Annotated in this window: 15 protein-coding genes; 6 read left to right on the forward strand and 9 right to left on the reverse strand. The window is 57.9% G+C overall.

The window, feature by feature from the left end; genetic code table 11:
* Positions 1-25: 25 nt before the first annotated feature.
* Positions 26-1,036 carry a quinone-dependent dihydroorotate dehydrogenase gene (gene pyrD / locus NOM67_RS03170; RefSeq protein WP_033113539.1) on the forward strand — a complete coding sequence of 337 codons (1,011 nt, stop codon included), beginning with the start codon at positions 26-28 and terminating at the stop codon, positions 1,034-1,036.
* A gap of 89 nt (positions 1,037-1,125) precedes the next feature.
* Positions 1,126-1,662: a cell division protein ZapC gene (locus NOM67_RS03175; RefSeq protein WP_041207787.1), complete on the forward strand. Its 537-nt coding sequence runs from the start codon at positions 1,126-1,128 to the stop codon at positions 1,660-1,662.
* A gap of 237 nt (positions 1,663-1,899) precedes the next feature.
* On the opposite strand, the gene NOM67_RS03180 is transcribed toward NOM67_RS03175, so the two are convergent.
* The 9 genes from NOM67_RS03180 to NOM67_RS03225 form a co-directional block, all read right to left on the reverse strand.
* Complete coding sequence (locus NOM67_RS03180; protein WP_255933759.1) at positions 1,900-3,531, reverse strand: methyl-accepting chemotaxis protein; 1,632 nt, start codon at positions 3,529-3,531, stop codon at positions 1,900-1,902.
* Between the two features lie 75 nt (positions 3,532-3,606).
* Positions 3,607-4,836 (reverse strand): EAL domain-containing protein, encoded by a 1,230-nt coding sequence (locus tag NOM67_RS03185; RefSeq protein ID WP_305121609.1) that lies wholly within the window; start codon positions 4,834-4,836, stop codon positions 3,607-3,609.
* A gap of 11 nt (positions 4,837-4,847) precedes the next feature.
* Positions 4,848-5,918 carry a chemotaxis response regulator protein-glutamate methylesterase gene (locus tag NOM67_RS03195; protein WP_156852793.1) on the reverse strand — a complete coding sequence of 357 codons (1,071 nt, stop codon included), beginning with the start codon at positions 5,916-5,918 and terminating at the stop codon, positions 4,848-4,850.
* Positions 5,915-6,778 carry a protein-glutamate O-methyltransferase CheR gene (locus NOM67_RS03200; RefSeq protein WP_255933760.1) on the reverse strand — a complete coding sequence of 288 codons (864 nt, stop codon included), beginning with the start codon at positions 6,776-6,778 and terminating at the stop codon, positions 5,915-5,917. Before NOM67_RS03200 ends, NOM67_RS03195 begins: the two co-directional genes overlap by 4 nt.
* Entirely contained in the window at positions 6,778-7,311 is a 534-nt protein-coding gene (locus NOM67_RS03205; RefSeq protein ID WP_033113544.1) for a chemotaxis protein CheW, read from the reverse strand. Before NOM67_RS03205 ends, NOM67_RS03200 begins: the two co-directional genes overlap by 1 nt.
* 10 nt (positions 7,312-7,321) lie before the next feature.
* Complete coding sequence (locus tag NOM67_RS03210; RefSeq protein WP_255933761.1) at positions 7,322-8,998, reverse strand: methyl-accepting chemotaxis protein; 1,677 nt, start codon at positions 8,996-8,998, stop codon at positions 7,322-7,324.
* A 43-nt stretch (positions 8,999-9,041) separates the two neighbouring features.
* The gene (locus tag NOM67_RS03215; protein WP_255933762.1) at positions 9,042-11,216 is read right to left on the reverse strand and encodes a chemotaxis protein CheA; all 2,175 of its coding nucleotides are present in this window, start codon (positions 11,214-11,216) and stop codon (positions 9,042-9,044) included.
* A complete protein-coding gene (locus tag NOM67_RS03220; RefSeq protein WP_203131473.1) occupies positions 11,203-11,523 on the reverse strand; it encodes a lipid asymmetry maintenance protein MlaB in 321 nt (106 codons plus the stop codon). Before NOM67_RS03220 ends, NOM67_RS03215 begins: the two co-directional genes overlap by 14 nt.
* A 16-nt stretch (positions 11,524-11,539) precedes the next feature.
* Positions 11,540-11,908, reverse strand: a complete 369-nt coding sequence (locus NOM67_RS03225) for a response regulator (RefSeq protein WP_041207780.1) — start codon at positions 11,906-11,908, stop codon at positions 11,540-11,542.
* Between the two features lie 250 nt (positions 11,909-12,158).
* On the opposite strand from NOM67_RS03225, the gene rlmKL reads away from it, so the two are divergent.
* The 4 genes from rlmKL (at position 12,159) to rmf (ending at position 16,891) form a co-directional block, all read left to right on the forward strand.
* On the forward strand, positions 12,159-14,336 hold the full coding sequence (gene rlmKL / locus NOM67_RS03230) for a bifunctional 23S rRNA (guanine(2069)-N(7))-methyltransferase RlmK/23S rRNA (guanine(2445)-N(2))-methyltransferase RlmL (RefSeq protein WP_255933763.1): 2,178 nt from the start codon (positions 12,159-12,161) through the stop codon (positions 14,334-14,336).
* On the forward strand, positions 14,336-14,566 hold the full coding sequence (locus tag NOM67_RS03235) for a glutaredoxin family protein (RefSeq protein ID WP_041207778.1): 231 nt from the start codon (positions 14,336-14,338) through the stop codon (positions 14,564-14,566). Before rlmKL ends, NOM67_RS03235 begins: the two co-directional genes overlap by 1 nt.
* A gap of 73 nt (positions 14,567-14,639) precedes the next feature.
* On the forward strand, positions 14,640-16,553 hold the full coding sequence (locus NOM67_RS03240) for an ABC transporter ATP-binding protein (protein WP_255933766.1): 1,914 nt from the start codon (positions 14,640-14,642) through the stop codon (positions 16,551-16,553).
* A 158-nt stretch (positions 16,554-16,711) separates the two neighbouring features.
* On the forward strand, positions 16,712-16,891 hold the full coding sequence (gene rmf, locus NOM67_RS03245; RefSeq protein ID WP_005315693.1) for a ribosome modulation factor: 180 nt from the start codon (positions 16,712-16,714) through the stop codon (positions 16,889-16,891).
* The last annotated feature ends 74 nt before the right edge of the window (positions 16,892-16,965 follow it).

Below are 16,965 nucleotides of genomic sequence, written 5' to 3' on the forward strand. Positions count from 1 at the left end.
CCGGGGCTTTCTTTAAGGAGCAAAGATGTTGTACCCCATCGCCAGGCATTTCCTGTTCAAACTCAATCCGGAACAGGCTCACGATCTCTCCATGAAATATTTGCCCCGCCTTCTCGGTACGCCACTCGATTGTTTCTTCCGCCAGAATTTGCCGAAACGCCCCGTCACTGTCATGGGGCTTTCTTTTGCCAATCCGGTGGGGTTGGCGGCCGGTCTGGATAAAGATGGGGAGTGTATTGATGCATTGGGGGCCATGGGATTTGGCTTTATCGAGGTAGGTACCGTTACCCCCAGACCGCAAAGCGGCAATGACAAACCGCGTCTGTTCCGGGTTATTCCGGCAGAGGGGATCATCAACCGGATGGGATTCAACAACAAGGGGGTTGATCATCTGGTGGCGCGGGTCAAAGAGGCCAAATATCAGGGGGTAATTGGCATCAATATCGGCAAAAACAAAGATACCCCCATCGAGCAGGGCAAGGATGATTACCTCTTCTGCATGGACAAGGTGTATGACCATGCCGGTTATATCGCCGTCAATATCTCTTCTCCCAACACCCCGGGTTTGCGTTCGCTGCAATATGGCGAGGCGCTCGATGAATTGCTCGCCGCGCTGAAAACCCGCCAGCAGGAACTTGCCGCCCAATATAAAAAATATGTGCCGTTGGCGGTAAAAATTGCGCCGGATTTGAGCTTCGAGGAAATAGATCAGGTTGCCGCTTCGCTGGTTCGCAATGGTATTGATGGTGTCATCGCCACCAATACCACCCTCGAGCGCGAGATGATTTACGACATGCCTCATGCCGGTGAAGCGGGTGGCCTGAGTGGTCGTCCGCTGCAGCACAAGAGCACCGAGGTGATCCGTCATCTGGCCAAAGCGCTTGATGGGGCTCTGCCAATTATCGGGGTCGGTGGTATTGATAGTGCCATGGCGGCGCGTGAAAAATTGGCTGCCGGAGCCAGTCTGGTACAAATTTATAGCGGTTTTATTTATAAAGGGCCGGGTCTGGTCAAAGAGATTGTGACCAATATTTAAGAAATAGTTGGGGAGCCCTTTATTTGACGTTGCTGATTTCCTGCATATGGAATAAAGTCAACTGGTAATTATCAAGTAAGGGCTCCCGCATGCTTATCCAACCGACCGATAGCTGGCAATGGCACTATGATGCCCAGAATGACCGTCTGATGTTGGACCTGTCTGATAACATGCTATTTGCCACCGAATATAAAGGGCGGCAATTGGTACCCAGTTCATTTACCACCCAGCCTTTTTGTGTCGATGATGCGGCGCTCTATTATCAATTGATGGATAAAGCGGCAGAACTGGCGTGGAGTATTCCTCATCAGGTTCAGTTGGTGCTTAATGCCATCGCAGTGAGCCGTTTTTATAAACCCCTGATGCCACAAAGCTGGTTTTTTGGTGAGCAGCACCCGGTTATATCGCCACAAAATGGCGATCTGGTCTGGATGAATACGCCCCACGGCAGAGGGGAATTTATGGTCATTGAAGCGGGTGATCAGGCGAGTGTCTGCATGAACCTGACCCAAGATTTTGTACTGACAACCAGCAAAACCTTGTCCCGTTTTGGCGTTATCAAGGTGATGAATAACCGGATGACCCCTCGTATTGTCCTGACCGAGCAATATCGTCAGGTCAGCTAAAAGCGGCGCCCTGTCGCCGCTATTTTCAGTTCCATTTATCTGCCTCTATTTCCTCACAGTGTTACCCCGTTATTTGCTTATATTTCAGTTTTCCCGGAGAGTGATGCCGCCGTTGTTTGGCAAATGGCTGGATTGCGTGTCTGGTAATCGAGACGGGCCGTTACCCTGAGTGAAGTTGAAATAAAAAAGTGGCGGGATTGCCCGCCACTTTGCATCTGATCCTGTTTTGAGCCCGTTTTACACCTTGAAGAAGCGGATCCCCTCGTCGAGCTGTTTGATGATATCGGTCAGCTGGGAGGCATCGTGGTTGACGCTCTCGGCGGCCGAGACGTTTTCCAGCGACATCTGGGTGATCTCCTCGACCGACTGGGCGATCAACTGGCTGGCCGCCGCCTGTTCATGCAGCATGGAGCTGATCTCCTGAATAAGGCCCACCACCTTGCGGGAGCTCTGATCTACCTGCGCCATGGTGTGGCTGGAGTTGTCGGTGGTTTCGCGTACCGTGCCCATGCTGTCGGAGCAGGCGTTCATTCCCTTGACCGCGCCGGTTGCTCCCTGCTGGATTGACTGGAGCATCTCGTTGATCTCCTGGGTGGCTTGTGTGGTGCGGGCCGCCAGCGTACGCACCTCATCGGCAACGACCGCAAAGCCGCGGCCCATGTCGCCAGCCCGGGCTGCCTCGATAGCCGCGTTGAGCGCCAGCAGGTTGGTCTGATCGGCGACCCCCTGGATCATCACCGAGATCTGGCTGATGCGAGTGATGTCATCAAACAATCCCTGCACCTGCTTGGCGGAATCGTTGACCGCATTGGTCACGCGCACCACCTCCTGCGACGCCCGCTTGACCTGCTCCTCACCGGCATGAGCGATTTCACCGGACTCCATGACCACGCTGTTGGCCTGATTGGCAAAGGAGGAGAGCTGGGAGACCGATGTGGTCAGCTCTTCAACTGATGCGGCTGTGTTGGCGGTCGCCAGCGATTGCTGCTGGGAGCTGGTGTTGACTTGCTGCGCTGCGGCAACCAGTTGGGAGGAGCTGGCGCTGAGCCCTTCGGCGGCATGCTGCATGGTGGATACGATGTTGCGCAGGCTGCGGCGGGCGTTGCCCATGGAGATCTGCATCTGGGTGATCTCGTCTTGCCCGTCACGATTATCACTGCCAGTGAGATAACCGGCGGCCAATTGTTTCAATTCTTCCATGATGTTGCCAAGCGGCAGGTTGATGCTCTGGCTAAGCAGCCAGCCAAGCACTACCGAGAGGGCGACTGATATTGTGATGACGGTGTAGGTTGCAGTGGAGATATCGGCAACAATCACGTCGCTATCGTCATAGGCTTGTTTAGCCAGCCCCTGGTTGATATCCACCAGCTTGCTGAGCAGGTCATCGGCGACCTGAAACGTCGCGGCTGCTTCCCCCTTCATCAATTTGACGGCGGTGTCGTTATCATTGGCGTAGCTGGCTGCCATCGCTTTTTTGGCCGCCTCTTTGTAAAGGGGCCAGGCGCGATCAAAATCGGCCAGCACCACTTTTTCCGGCTCGGTCAGTTCGGTCGCCCGGTATTGGTTGAGCAGCTCGTTCATCTTCTGCTCGTAGCCATCCATTTTATGAGAGATGGCATCCATGCCCGGTTTGGTTGGCTCAATCACATAATCAAACAGGGAGCGGTTGTGATAAATAGCCTGCATATTGGCGTTGGATAGATCCTTTATCGGGACCAGCATGTTGAGATACATGTCATTCAACATGTCGTTGACGGTTGCAGTATTTTGCTTGCCGTAAAATCCCACCCCGATCAGGATCAGGTTGACGAGCAAAAAGGCGAGCATCAGTCGCATTTTTATCGATACAAGACGGATCAGATTTATCATATAGAGCCTCATGCTGATGTATTTGCATTCCATGCCGAAATTACACGACACCTTAAATTTAAGTTATTTTCCCAATCAGGGTTGGTCTTCCGGATAAATAGCGTTTTTTGCCTGCCATTCGCCGAACCAGTGTGCAATCTGTTCAACCGGCAGCGGGCGACTGATGTAATAGCCCTGGGCTAAATCACACCCCAGCAAGGCCAGCTGATCCCAATCCTCTTCGCTCTCAACTCCCTCAGCGACGGTTTTGAGCCCCAGTTTTTGGCTCATCACAATGGCGGAGGTGAGGATGGCCAGCTTCTTGGGGCTGGTATGGGCATCGTGGACAAACTCCTTGTCTATCTTGATTTCGGTAAACGGGCAGCGGGACAGCTGTTTCATCGAGGAGTAGCCGGTGCCGTAATCGTCCATTGCCACACCGAAGCCACGCAGTCGCAGGCGGGCGAGGGTACCGAGCGACACGGCGAGGTTGGACATGAAGGTGGTCTCGGTGACTTCGATGATAATCGCCTGACAGGGCAGGCGATGGCCCTGCACGACCTCTACCATGGTTTCCACCAGCTTGTCGGTCGTCAGCAGCGAGACCGGCAGGTTGATGGAGCAGCTGAGCTGGCCGGTTTGCAGAGTGAGTTTGTTGAGTGCCTCGCAGGTGGCATGCAGGAAGGCGTAGAAAAAATCGAGCGCCAGCGGCCCCTCTTCCAGATGATGAACAAAACAGACCGGGGGCAGGGTGCCATGCTCGGGGTGATGCCAGCGCACCAGCGCCTCGAAGCCATAGAGGCTGGCATCGCTCATGGTGATCTTGGGCTGCAAAAAGGGAACCAGCTGGCCTTGCTCCAGAGCATGGCGGACATCGTCGCTGGTGAAGGTGAGCTGCATCCATTTGTTGCTCTCCCGATGGACCCGCGGATCGCAGTGCTGCAACATGTTGCGCAGATCCTGGGCTCTGAGCGGTTTGGCCAGTACGCCGATCACCTCCAGCGTGCCGGCATCGGCGATGGAGTGGATAACATCCAGCACATCCCGATCCACGGCGCTCATCACGGCGACAAACATCTGATAGCAGGTGTGCTTCTCCAGCTGGCTGATGAGCTCGACCCCATCCATGCCCGGCATGTTGAGATCGGTCAGCAGCAGATCGACATGCTCCAGTTGCTGCAGCTTGTTGAGGGCATCCTGACCATCGTTGGCCAGATGGATCTGGCCAAAGCCCAGCTCTTGCAGCAGACAGGTCACCTCATACTGCTGGGTACGGGAGTCATCGACCACCAGGGCGCTGCGGCCCTGCCATTGTTCTAGGGACATGGTGGTTCCTCTCAATCGGGACGGCCAAGCGTCTGGGTTATCTGGGCAAGGGACATCACTTCATCGATCCCGCCATGGGCGATTGCCTCTTTGGGCATGCCAAAGACCACACAGCTCGCCTCATCCTGTGCGATGGTGCGAGCGCCGGTGTCATGCAATTCGCGCATACCGCGGGCGCCATCATCCCCCATGCCGGTCATGATGACGCCAAGGGCGTTATGACCGGCACTGACCGCCACCGAGCGAAACAGCACATCGACCGAGGGACAGTGACGAGAGACGGGGGGACCCTCTTTCACCTCAGCCAGATATTGGGTGCCGCTGCGCTGGATCAGCAGATGTTTGCCACCGGGTGCGATCAGCGCCACCCCGGGCAGCAGGCGATCGCCGGTGGCCGCCTCTTTGACTTCGATCTTGGAAAGGCCGTTCAAGCGCTCCGCAAACGAGGCAGTAAAGCGCCCCGGCATATGCTGCACGATGGCAAGCCCCGGGCAGGTGACCGGAAGTCTGGTCAGCAGATATTCAAGGGCCTGGGTGCCGCCGGTGGAGGTGCCAAGGGCGATGATCCGGTCGGTAGTGCGAAATTTGACCCGCTCCGGCGGGGGCGAGAGCATGGCATCGGCGGTGCGTTTGGGAGGGGGAGTAAAACCGGGCTGCTGGTGGTCTGGCAGCAGGTTGCGCAGCTTGGCGTTGACGGCGGTACGGATCTCCTGAATCAATTCGTTGGCCGATTGCTGCAGGAAGCTTTTGATGCCGACCGCGGGCTTGGTGATGATGGAGATGGCTCCGGCAGCCATGGCATCCAGGGTAATGGCAGCCCCCTCTTCGGTCAGGGAAGAGCAGATGATGACCGGCGTCGGGCGCTCGCTCATGATCTTGCGCAGGAAGGTGAGGCCATCCATACGAGGCATTTCGATATCGAGAATGATCACATCCGGCCAGCTCTTCTTCATCTGCTGCATGGCGAAGATGGGATCGAATGCCGCCCCCATCACTTCGATATCGGCGGCCTTGCCCAGCATCTGGGTCAGCACTTCCCGCACCAGTGCCGAGTCGTCCACGATCAATACCCGTATGGTCATGTTTCATCCTTGAAAAGCTGAGGTTGGCAGCGATAGCGCGAAGGGGCCTCCTGCACCAGTGGCAGATCCTGCTGACGGATGATCTCCGAATGGCCGACCAGCAGATAACCACCGGGCCTGAGCAGCTCACACAATTGGGAGAGCACCTGGCCTTTGGTCTCTTCGTTGAAGTAGATAAGCACATTGCGCAAAAAGATGACGTCGAACTCCCGCTCGATAAAGTTGCCGCAGGTGAGCAGGTTGAGGTTGGAGAATGACACTTTTCTCGCCAGCTCGGGTCTCACCCGAACCTTGCCCGCATATTCGTCGTGACCGCGCTGGAAATAGCGCATCCAGAGGTGGGGCGGGACATGCTGGGCCCGCTCCACGGCATAGATGGCACGTTGGGCAAAGGGGATCACCCGGGTATTGATGTCGGTGCCGTAGATCCGCCAGCGCTCGTTGATGCCGAGCTGTTCGGCCAGCACCATGGCGGCGGAGTAGGCCTCCTCACCGGTGGAGCAGGCGGCAGACCAGACTCGCAGTGGTTGATGGCGGCTAGCGAACAGTTGTTCGGCATGGTGTTTCAGCCAGCTGAAGTGCTGTGCCTCGCGGAAAAAATAGGTTTCGTTGGTAGAGAGCAGATTGATGGCGAGCTGTCGCTCCTGCACATTCTGTGGCTGGTTGATCCGTTCCCAGTAGCCGTAGTAGCTGGTGAGATTGAGCGCCCTCAGCCGCTTGGCGAGGCGGGATTGCACCAGCGCCCGCTTGCAGGGGGCGAGATCGATGCCGGCGGCGGTGAAGATAAAGCGCCGGAACAGTTCGAACTCTCTTTGGGTGAGCACCGGCCCCTGCTCCGGGGTGGTGAGGGATGCCGCCACTAATAGCCCCCTTGCTCGCTGTTGAAGAGCTGGCTGGTGGTGGCCTCGGCCATGGCGCTCAGCTCGGCAATAGAGAGAGCCTTGTGCATGTCGAGCAAAATGGCGAACTGCTGAGCGATGGTGACCACCCCCTGGATGAAGTCGCCGCGAATATGGGCGCCAAAGGTCGGGGCCGGCTCTATGGTGTCGGTGGCAATCTCCAGCACCTCGCAGACGGAGTCGAGCAGCATGCCGATCTCCTGCTCTTCGCCATTGCTGTTGGGCAGCGAAAGGATCGCGACACAGGTGGTGGGCTGGATCGGGGTCTGCCCCCGGCCAAAGCGGATCGAGAGGTCGATGACCGGCACCACGGCGCCCCGCAGGTTGATGATCCCCCTGACAAAGCGCGGCATCATGGGCACCGGCGTCATCCCCTCGAACTCGATGATCTCGCGGATGCAGCCGATATCGACCCCGTAGAGCTCCCCTCCCAGCATGAAGGTCACGCAGTGGAAGTGGGAGGTGACAGTATCAGGGGCATGTGTTGTGCGCATTGGGCTGCTCCTAATAGTTGCTGAACTTGCCATCGTCCACTTCCCGCTCCAGATCGTCGTCATGGTGCAGGTGCTGGCTCAGCGTGCTCTTTTTCGGGATGACCGGTCTGGCACTGTAACCGGCGGCATGAAACTGGGTGGACTGACGGTTATTGCCGCCGCGCAGGGTGAACTGCTGCATCAACTCCTGCAGCTGCAAAGCGGTGGAGCTCAGCTCTTCCGAGGTCGAACTCAGCTCCTCGGCCGAGGCAGCGGAGGCCTGCATGCCATCACTGATCTGGGTCACCGCAATATTGATTTGGGAGACGCTGGCTCGCTGTTCACGGGAGGCCGATGCGATCTCCTGCACCAGAGTGGCAGTCTGATCGATCCCCGGCAGCATCTCCCGCAGCAGGGTGCCAGCCTGTTCGGCAACGCTGACCGAGCGGCCAGCCAGCTCGCCAATCTCCTTGGCGGCATTTTGCGAGCGCTCCGCCAGTTTGCGCACCTCGGCCGCCACGGTGGCAAAACCCTTGCCGTGTTCACCGGCGCGCGCCGCTTCAATGGCGGCGTTGATGGCCAGCAGGTCGGTCTTGTTGGCGATGTCGTTGATGACGGTGATGCGCGAGGCGATCTCCTTCATGGCGTGAACCATCTCGCCCACCGCCTTGCCGCTTTCGGTGGCACTGCTGGCCGCCTTGGTGGAGATATTCTCGGTGACCTTGGCATTGTCGGCGTTCTGGCTGACGGTGGCCGCCATCTCCTCGACGGAGGCGCTGGTCTGCTCGACGCTGGAGGCCAGTTCGGAGGAAGTTTGCGACAGCGAGTTGGCGGTGGCGGCGACCTGTTCAGAGGCCGAGCCGATGGCTTCCGACATGGCGCCCACCTCGTTGAGAATATCGGAGAGGCGGTGGGCCATGCTCTTGATGGCAAAGAGCAGGCTGCTGCTGTCATCGCTGCGCAGCTTGACCGGGGTCGAGAGATCCCCGGCGGCAACACGGGAAACCACCTGAACGGTATAGGAGGGATCGCCCCCCAGCTGGCGCAGGATGCTGCGAGTGACCAGCATAGCCAGCACCAGACAGATTACGAAGGCAGAGCAGGAAATGAGGATCAGCAGGCTCAGGTTGTCCTGATAGATATCTTCACTCTCTTGCAACGACTGGGTGGCGAGGCGGTCATTGATATTGACCAGCTCGGTCAGCAGATCATCTGACTTGTCAAAGGCTGGACGGCCTTGCTCGGCCATGATCTGGGCGGCCTTCTGGTTGTTGACATTGTCGCCGGTGTCCGACTGCGCGGTGCGCATGATGATATCGGCATAGGACTTGTAGGTGACCCAGGATTGATCGAAGCGGGCCAGCGCATCGATTTCCGGTTGGGTCAGATAGGTTTTGCGATAGGCATCGAGCAGTTTGTTGAGCTGACTCTCGTAACGCAGGATGTTGCCTGCGTTGAGCTTTCTGCTCTCCTCCTTGGTCTCCAGCACGTAGCGATAGAGAGCCCGGTTCATGTAGATCGCCTGCATGTTGGCGTTGGCCAGATCCCGAATGGGCACCAGTTGGTTGGCATGCATGCTTCTGACAAGCAGTGCCATCGTTTTGGTGGAGTAGTAGCTGGTGACGGTCAAGGTCACCAGCAGCACCATCAAAACGGAAAATGAGAGCACCAGTTTTGTTCTGACTTGCAAGTTGTGAAACCAGTCCATGGTTTTGACTCCGTTAAAGCGGTTGATAACAGTATGTGGTCAATCAGGTTCGGTTGCCGGAGAGGGCATCGGCATGCCGGTGGATCAAGTGCAACTCCCGTCGTCTGGCCAGCTCGATAAGCTGTGGCACATCAAGAATGAGGGCCGGCTGGCCATTGCCCAAAATGGTTGAACCGCTGACATATCGCAGCGTCCTGAACAGCTCTCCGAGTGGTTTGATCACCGCCTGCACTTCACCAATCAGACGATCCACCACAATGCCGGCGCGGTTGTCGGCATAGTCGACGATAACGACAAACTCGGGCTCGTCGGCGGGGGGAAGGGCAAACAGTTCGCGCAGTACGATAAAGGGCACCCACTCGCCGCGGATATTGATCTGGCGCGAGGGGGTATCGAGGGCATCCGGCGGCAGGTCAATGCACTCGAGCATCATGTCGAGGGGGATCACCAGAGAGGAGTGATCCACCTCGATGCGAAAACCGTCGATGATGGCGAGGGTTAACGGGAGCCGCAGGCGAAACGTTGTGCCGCGGCCAGGATGGCTCTCGATAGTGGTCTCGCCCCGCAGGGACTCCAGATTGCGTTTAACTACATCGAGCCCGACACCGCGACCCGAAAGATCGCTGACACCGCTGGCGGTTGAGAAGCCGGGGTGGAACAGGAACTGGAATATCTCCTGCTCGCTCAGGACTTTTCCCTCCTGAGCCATGCCCATCGTCTGGGCCTTGGCCAGGATCTTGTCGCGATCGATGCCGCGACCATCGTCGCTCACTTCAACCACTACGGCGCCTGCGTCGTGATAAGCGTTCAGGGTGATCACGCCGCCAGCCGCCTTGCCAGCCTCAAGGCGCTGCGCCTCATCCTCGATGCCGTGATCGACGGCGTTGCGCACCAGATGCATCAGGGGGTCGGTCAGCTTCTCGACCATGGATTTGTCGATATCGGTTTCGGCGTTGTTGATGTGCAGGCTGATGTTCTTGCCGGTCTGCTGGGAGAGTTCGTGTACCAGCCTCGGAAAGCGGTTGAAGATCTCGTTGATGGGCACCATGCGCAGGGTAAGGGCGTCGTCGCGGATCCCCTCGACCAGGGTATTGACTGCGGCCACCGACTCGACCAGCTCGGCATCTCCTCGCAATCTGGCCTGCAGGGTTGTCGCGGAGGTGGCGATCACCAGTTCGCCGACCCGGTTGATCAGCCTGTCCAGTTTCGCGGCCTCAATGCGAATGTAGTGTCCCTCACTGCGCAGCGGGGCGGGCTTGGGCTGAGGTGTTACCGGCAGTTCCGACTCTGGCTGCGCAGGTTGTGACACTGATGCTGAAGGGGCGGCGGATGCGTTGTCTGGTTCGCTGGGTTGGCCACGGCGATAGTCGCCCCGTTCAATGGCGGCCGCCTCTTCACGGGTCAGGACGTCGGCTGCCTCCCAGCGGGCAAGCTGGGCCGTCAGTGGTTCGTTGCGCCACTGGGCCAGTCGTTCACCTTGCGCAGCAAACTCGGCGAGATCCTGATGAGGCGTCAGCAGGCAGATGATGCTGGCATGAGCCACAAAATCGAAGGTACTGCGGATCCGCTCGGGGGATTCAGCACTGCGCAGGCCAATTTCATAGCCCAGGAAACATTCGGTCGGATCGAGCAATTGAAGGGGGGGCCATTCGTGCCAAACCGGTTCGATGAAGACGATCTCGCCCAGATTGCCGAGATAGCGGATAAAGGCCAGCAGGTCGAAGCCATCTTGATAGAGCGAGGGATAAAAACGTACAGAGAGATGCCAGCGCTTGAGATCCAGCGAAGAAGTTACGTTCTGTGGCGGTACTACGACCGGTTGGGTTGGCAAACTTTGATGGCCCTGCAGTTGGGAAAGCAGGGCCAGGATCTGTTGGGTTTCGGTTTGTGGAAGCTCGGGGTTGTGCTCGGCCCCCTGCAACAGGTCGCGTAGCTGATCATTGCAGGCCAGCAGCAGGTTGATCAGATGCTCATCGAGCTGCAACTCGCCGCTGCGAAGCCGTGCCAGCATGTTCTCCATGGCATGGGCGAAGCGTACCAGCATGGTGAGGCCCAGCATGCTGGCTGAACCCTTGATGGTATGGGCGGTACGAAACATCAGATTGTAGGTTTCGGGATTGGCCGGGTAGCTTTCGCGATCAAGGAGCGCCTGCTCCAGATGATCACACTGCTCGTAGGCCTCCTCGAAAAAGAGGGTGCGCGCTTTATTGACGTCCATCTGGCCCCTCCGCTCTGGTGAGGGAAGACAGCAACCCGAGCTGACCCAGCGCCAGTTCGGCTTCACTGCCATCTCCCGTCTTGATCCGCAGCCGCTTGCCCTGAGAATTGGCCTCTTGCTGGAGGAGGGCGACAAGCTGGGCACCGCAGCTATCGAGCGCCTCAAGCTGGCTCAAATCCAGCATGGCAACAGGAAAGTTGAGCAGGCCGAAGAGATCGTCTTGCAACTCTGCCACCGTCATGATGGTGAACTCCCCCGTGAGAATGGCGGTTGGGGGCGCGTGCATAATATCCAGTTCAAAACTCATACCTTGTGCTCCCGTATCATGGTTGCACCACCTTGTAGACATCATCGATAAGCTTCAGCGGCTCGAATGGCTTGGTCAGCCAGACACGGGCGCCGGCATCGAACCCCTCCTGGCGGATCTCGGGCGAGTCTTCCGTCGTCAGCATGATGAACGGGATATAACGGGTGGTTGCCTGTGCCTTGAGATGGCGCAGCAGTGTCATCCCGTCCATGCCCGGCATGTTGAGATCGGAGATGATGAGATGTACCCGCTGGCCATCGAGGCGGGAGAGGGCCGCGTTGCCATCATCTGCTTCAATCACGCTAAAACCGGCGCTTTGCAGCGTCATGGTAATGGTGGCTCTGATACTGGCGGAGTCTTCCACAACAAGGATGGTTTTGGTCATAAGGGTGACTCGTTCACTGGCGTTATTTGTATCCGGGTGACATGGGTCGAGGCTTTCTAATTGTTGTCCAATAAGTTGATGTGTGTGGATTTTTTAAAACTGGATCGACGTGTGCAGGAGAAAAATCGGGGAAGGGGGGGACTGGCGGTTTTTAAGGTTCTACGGAAAGGGTTCAATAGGCGCTTATTACACCGTATCTCCTGTCATTGTCAGCCACTTTTGCATGCTCAGAGTGACCTGATGAGGTATAATGCGGGACTATTTTTATGGGTTCCCCGTGAGCGTGATGAAAGAATTTTTTGCAACCTGCCCCAAGGGGCTGGAAAACCTGTTGGCCGACGAGCTGACCAATCTGGGTGCAGAGCAGGTCCGTGAGACCGTGGCTGGCGTCCACTTCAAAGGCGAACTGGCGGTGGGCTACAAGGCCTGTCTCTGGAGCCGTCTGGCTTCCCGCATCGTACTGGTGCTCTCCGAATTCCAGATGAACGACGATCTGGATCTCTATCTGGGCGCGCATACCATCCCCTGGGAAGAGCACTTCTCCGGCACCGCCACCATTGCGGTGGACTTTACCGGTACCAACGCCTCCATTCGCAATACCCAATATGGCGCGTTGAAGATCAAGGATGCCATCGTCGATCGCTTTACCAAGCGCGGTCATGTGCGCCCGGACGTGGACAAGAAATCCCCGGATATTCGCATCATGGCGCATCTGGGCAAAGGCAAGGCCAATATCACGCTGGACTTGTCAGGCCCGGCGCTGCATCAGCGTTTCTATCGTCAGGGCACAGGTGAAGCACCGCTCAAAGAGAACCTGGCGGTCGCCATGATTGCTCGTAGCGGTTGGGCAGGCGAGCCCATGATGGACCCGATGTGCGGCTCCGGTACGCTGCTGATTGAAGCGGCCTTTATCGCAGCCGACATGGCTCCGGCCCTGCGCCGTGAGCGCTTCGGTTTTGATCGCTGGCTGCAGCATGATAGCGAGCTGTGGCAAAGCTTGATGATGGAAGCACAAGTACGTGCCAAACGTGGCATGCAGCGCTGCGAGGTGAAACTGTTCGGTTGTGATGCCGATTCGCGCGTGCTGCTCAAAGCCCGTGATAACGCCAAAGCCGCCGGTGTTGCCCATCTCATCACCTTCAAGCAGGCCGATGTCACCAAGCTGGAAAACCCGCTGCCGATGCCGGCTGTGGAAGGGGAGGCTCGTCAGGTCGGTATGCTGATCTCCAACCCGCCCTACGGCGAGCGTCTTGGCGAATTTCCGGCCCTGCTGGAAGTGCATCAAGCCCTCGGCGATGCCCTGCGTCGCAGCTTCCAGGGGTGGAGAGTCTCCATTCTGTCCGCATCTCCCGAGCTGCTCAGCTGTCTGCGCCTGCGCGCGGACAAGCAATATCGCCTGTTCAACGGTGCCCTTGAGTGTCAGCTGCGTAACTACCAGATCGCGCTCGATGCCGTCGCCTCGCAAAAAGAGGTGGCGCAGGACTTTGCCAACCGTCTGCGCAAGAATCTGAAAGCGCTCGAGAAGTGGGCCAAGAAAGAGAATCTCGACTGCTACCGTCTCTACGATGCCGACCTGCCTGAGTACAACGCCGCCATCGACCGCTATCAGGACTATCTGGTGGTGCAGGAGTACGCGGCGCCCAAGGATATCCCTGCCCAGAAGACCCGTCAGCGTCTGCTCGACATGGTGCAGGCCGCCATCAAGGTGACCGGGATGGACGGCGAGAAGGTGATCCTGAAAGTGCGCGAGCGTCAGGAGGGCAAGCAGCAGTACCAGAAGCTCTCCGAAGAGCAGCACCGGATGGAAGTGCAGGAGTATGGGGCCCGTCTGTGGGTCAACCTCTACGACTACCTCGATACCGGTCTGTTCCTTGACCACCGTCAGACCCGCCGCATGCTGGGTCAGATGGCCAAGGGCAAGCGCTTCCTGAACCTGTTTGCCTACACCGGCAGTGCCACCGTGCACGCGGGTCTTGGCGGTGCAAGCGAGACCACCACAGTGGATATGTCGCGCACCTACCTCAACTGGGCACAGGACAACATGCGCCTCAACTCGCTGGTGGGCCGTCAGCACAAGTTTGTCCAGGCCGACTGCCTGAAGTGGCTGTCGGAAGCGGACGAGCAGTACGACCTCATCTTTATCGATCCGCCCACCTTCTCCAACTCCAAGCGGATGGACGAGAGCTTCGACGTGCAGCGTGATCACCTGCTGCTGATGCAGCACCTGAAGCGGTTGCTGGCCGCTGGTGGCACCCTGGTGTTCTCCAACAACAAGCGCCACTTCAAGATGGATCTGGCCGGTCTCGAGGCCATCGGTCTCAAGGCGCAGAACATCACTGGCAAGACTCGACCCAAGGATTTCGAGCGCAACCAGCACATTCACAACTGCTGGATCATCACCCATGCCGATAGCGGGGCAGATGCCTGATGCTGACCCTGTTTCATACCGACGGTTGCCATCTGTGTGAACAGGCGTGGGCGCTGGTGGAGGAGGCGGGGGCAGGCGATGTGACCCGCCGCTGCGACATCATGGATGATGCAGGCTGGCTTGAGGCCTATCGGGTGCGTATTCCGGTGCTGCGGGACGAGGCTGGCCGCGAGCTGGGCTGGCCCTTCACGCTGGTGGAGCTCAAGGGCTGGCTCGCTCGTCAGGGTTGATTTGTGATTTGACGATGAAACGGGGGCAGACCCAGTCTGTTGCCCGTTTTTTCATATGAGATAAGGAACGAACATGGCTCTTTTAACATTGCACGGCGGATGTCTGTCGTTCAGTGATTTTCCGTTGCTCGACAAGGCCGAGCTGACCATCGAGCGAGGCGAGCGCCTCTGTCTGGTGGGCCGAAACGGGGCGGGCAAGTCCACCCTGATGAAGGTGATTGCCGGCGAATTGCCGCTCGATGATGGCCGTCTGGTGTTGCAGCAGGATCTGAAAGTGACTCGTCTTGAGCAGGATCCGCCCACTTCGAGCGAGCTCACCGTGTTTGACTACGCCGCCGAAGGGCTGGCCGGCGTTGGTGAGCTGCTCAAGCAGTATCACCACGTCTCCATGGCGCTGGCGAGTGACCCGTCCGATGCCAACATTCGCAAGATGAGCCAGCTGCAGGAGCAGCTCGATTATCAGAATGGCTGGCAGTACGAGACCCGCATCAATCAGGTGTTGACCCTGCTTGGTCTTGATCCTGACGTGACCCTCGACAGTCTCTCCGGTGGCTGGCTGCGCAAGGTGGCGCTGGCCCGTGCATTGGCCTGTGATCCCGATCTGCTGCTGCTGGACGAACCGACCAACCACCTGGATATCGAGGCCATCAACTGGCTGGAAGAGTTCCTCAAGGATTTCCGTGGCGCCATCGTGTTTATCTCCCACGACCGTGAGTTTATCCATAAGCTGGCGACCCGGATCATCGATCTGGATCGCGGCGTGATCACCTCCTGGCCGGGTAACTATGACGAGTACCAGCAGGGGAAAGAGGAGTGGCTGCGGGTCGAAGAGCTGAAAAATGCCGAGTTCGATCGCAAGCTGGCTCAGGAAGAGGTGTGGGTACGCCAGGGGATCAAGGCGCGCCGTACCCGTAACGAGGGCCGAGTGCGCGCTCTCAAGGCGATGCGCATGGAGCGAACCCAGCGTCGCGAACTGCAGGGCAAAGCCAAGCTGCAACTCGATGAGGCGAGCCGCTCCGGCAAGCTGGTATTTGAGGCGGAAGGGCTGGGGCTCGACTTTGGTGATCGCACCCTGTTCGAAGGGCTGGATCTGCAGGTGCTGCGTGGCGACAAGATTGCGCTGGTCGGCCCCAACGGTTGCGGCAAGTCGACCCTGATCAAGCTGTTGCTGGGCCAGCTAGATGCCACTCGTGGCTCGGTGCGTCAGGGCACCAATCTGGAAGTGGCCTACTTCGATCAGTACCGCGAGCAGCTCGATCCCGAGCAGACCGTGGTGGACAACGTCGGGGAGGGCAAGCAGGAGGTGATGGTGCGCGGTCGTTCCCGCCACATCCTTGGCTACCTGCAGGACTTCCTGTTCGAGCCCAAGCGGGCCAGAACGCCGGTCAAGGCGCTCTCTGGCGGCGAGAAGAACCGTCTGCTGCTGGCCAAGCTGTTCCTTAAACCCAGCAACCTGCTGATCCTCGATGAACCGACCAACGACCTCGACGTCGAGACTCTGGAACTGCTGGAAGAGCTGCTGGCTGACTATCCGGGCACTCTGCTGCTGGTAAGTCACGATCGTCGCTTCATCGACAATACGGTAACCGGTTGTTGGCTATTTGAAGGGGATGGCCGCATCAGTGACTACGTGGGCGGCTATGCCGACATGATGGCGACCCGCGAGCAGCAGCGTGCTCAGCAACAGGCCAAGAGCACACCGGTGAAGGCTCCCGAGCCGGTCGTTGCCGTTGCGCCCGAAGCGCCGAAGAAAGGCAAAAAACTCTCCTACAAGCTACAGCTTGAACTGGATGGTTTGCCGGCGCGTCTTGAGCAGCTGGAAGCGGAACTTGACGCGCTGCAAGGGGAGATCAACCAGGCCGGTTTCTTCTCCCTGCCAAGCGAGCAGACCCAGCCCAAACTGGCCGCATTGAGTGCCGCCGAGACAGCGCTGGAGGAGGCATTTGCTCGCTGGGAAGAGCTGGAAGGACTCAAAAATCAGGAATAAGTTTCCTGTAATTTAAATTTAATTGAGTTCAGTGCCTTATGTCACAGAGGGGGGTTAGCATGGAAATTTTTGTTTGACCCTCCCTCCCTGCTGGGGTAAAGATGAAAGCGACCGATGAAGAATTGGTCGCTTTTTTTGTTCCACGAAGAGGGTCGTAGATGATGAAGAGACAGAAACGGGACCGTCTGGAAAGAGCTCGTGCTCGTGGTTATCAGGCTGGCGTGGTCGGCAAACAGAAAGAAGCGTGTCCGTATCAATGTCTGGATGCCCGTGGGCACTGGCTTGGTGGTTGGCGAGATGCCATGGAAGGGCGGGGCTCAGGCCTCTTCATGAAGTAAGTTACTTCATTACACTCATTACAAAAGGAAAGGGGCCGTCGTGGCCCCTTTGCGTTGTGGCTTTCGCCACATTC

Origin of the sequence: Aeromonas sp. SG16 (genome assembly GCF_024436135.1) — a bacterium.
GTDB classification, from domain to species: Bacteria; Pseudomonadota; Gammaproteobacteria; order Enterobacterales; family Aeromonadaceae; genus Aeromonas; species Aeromonas jandaei.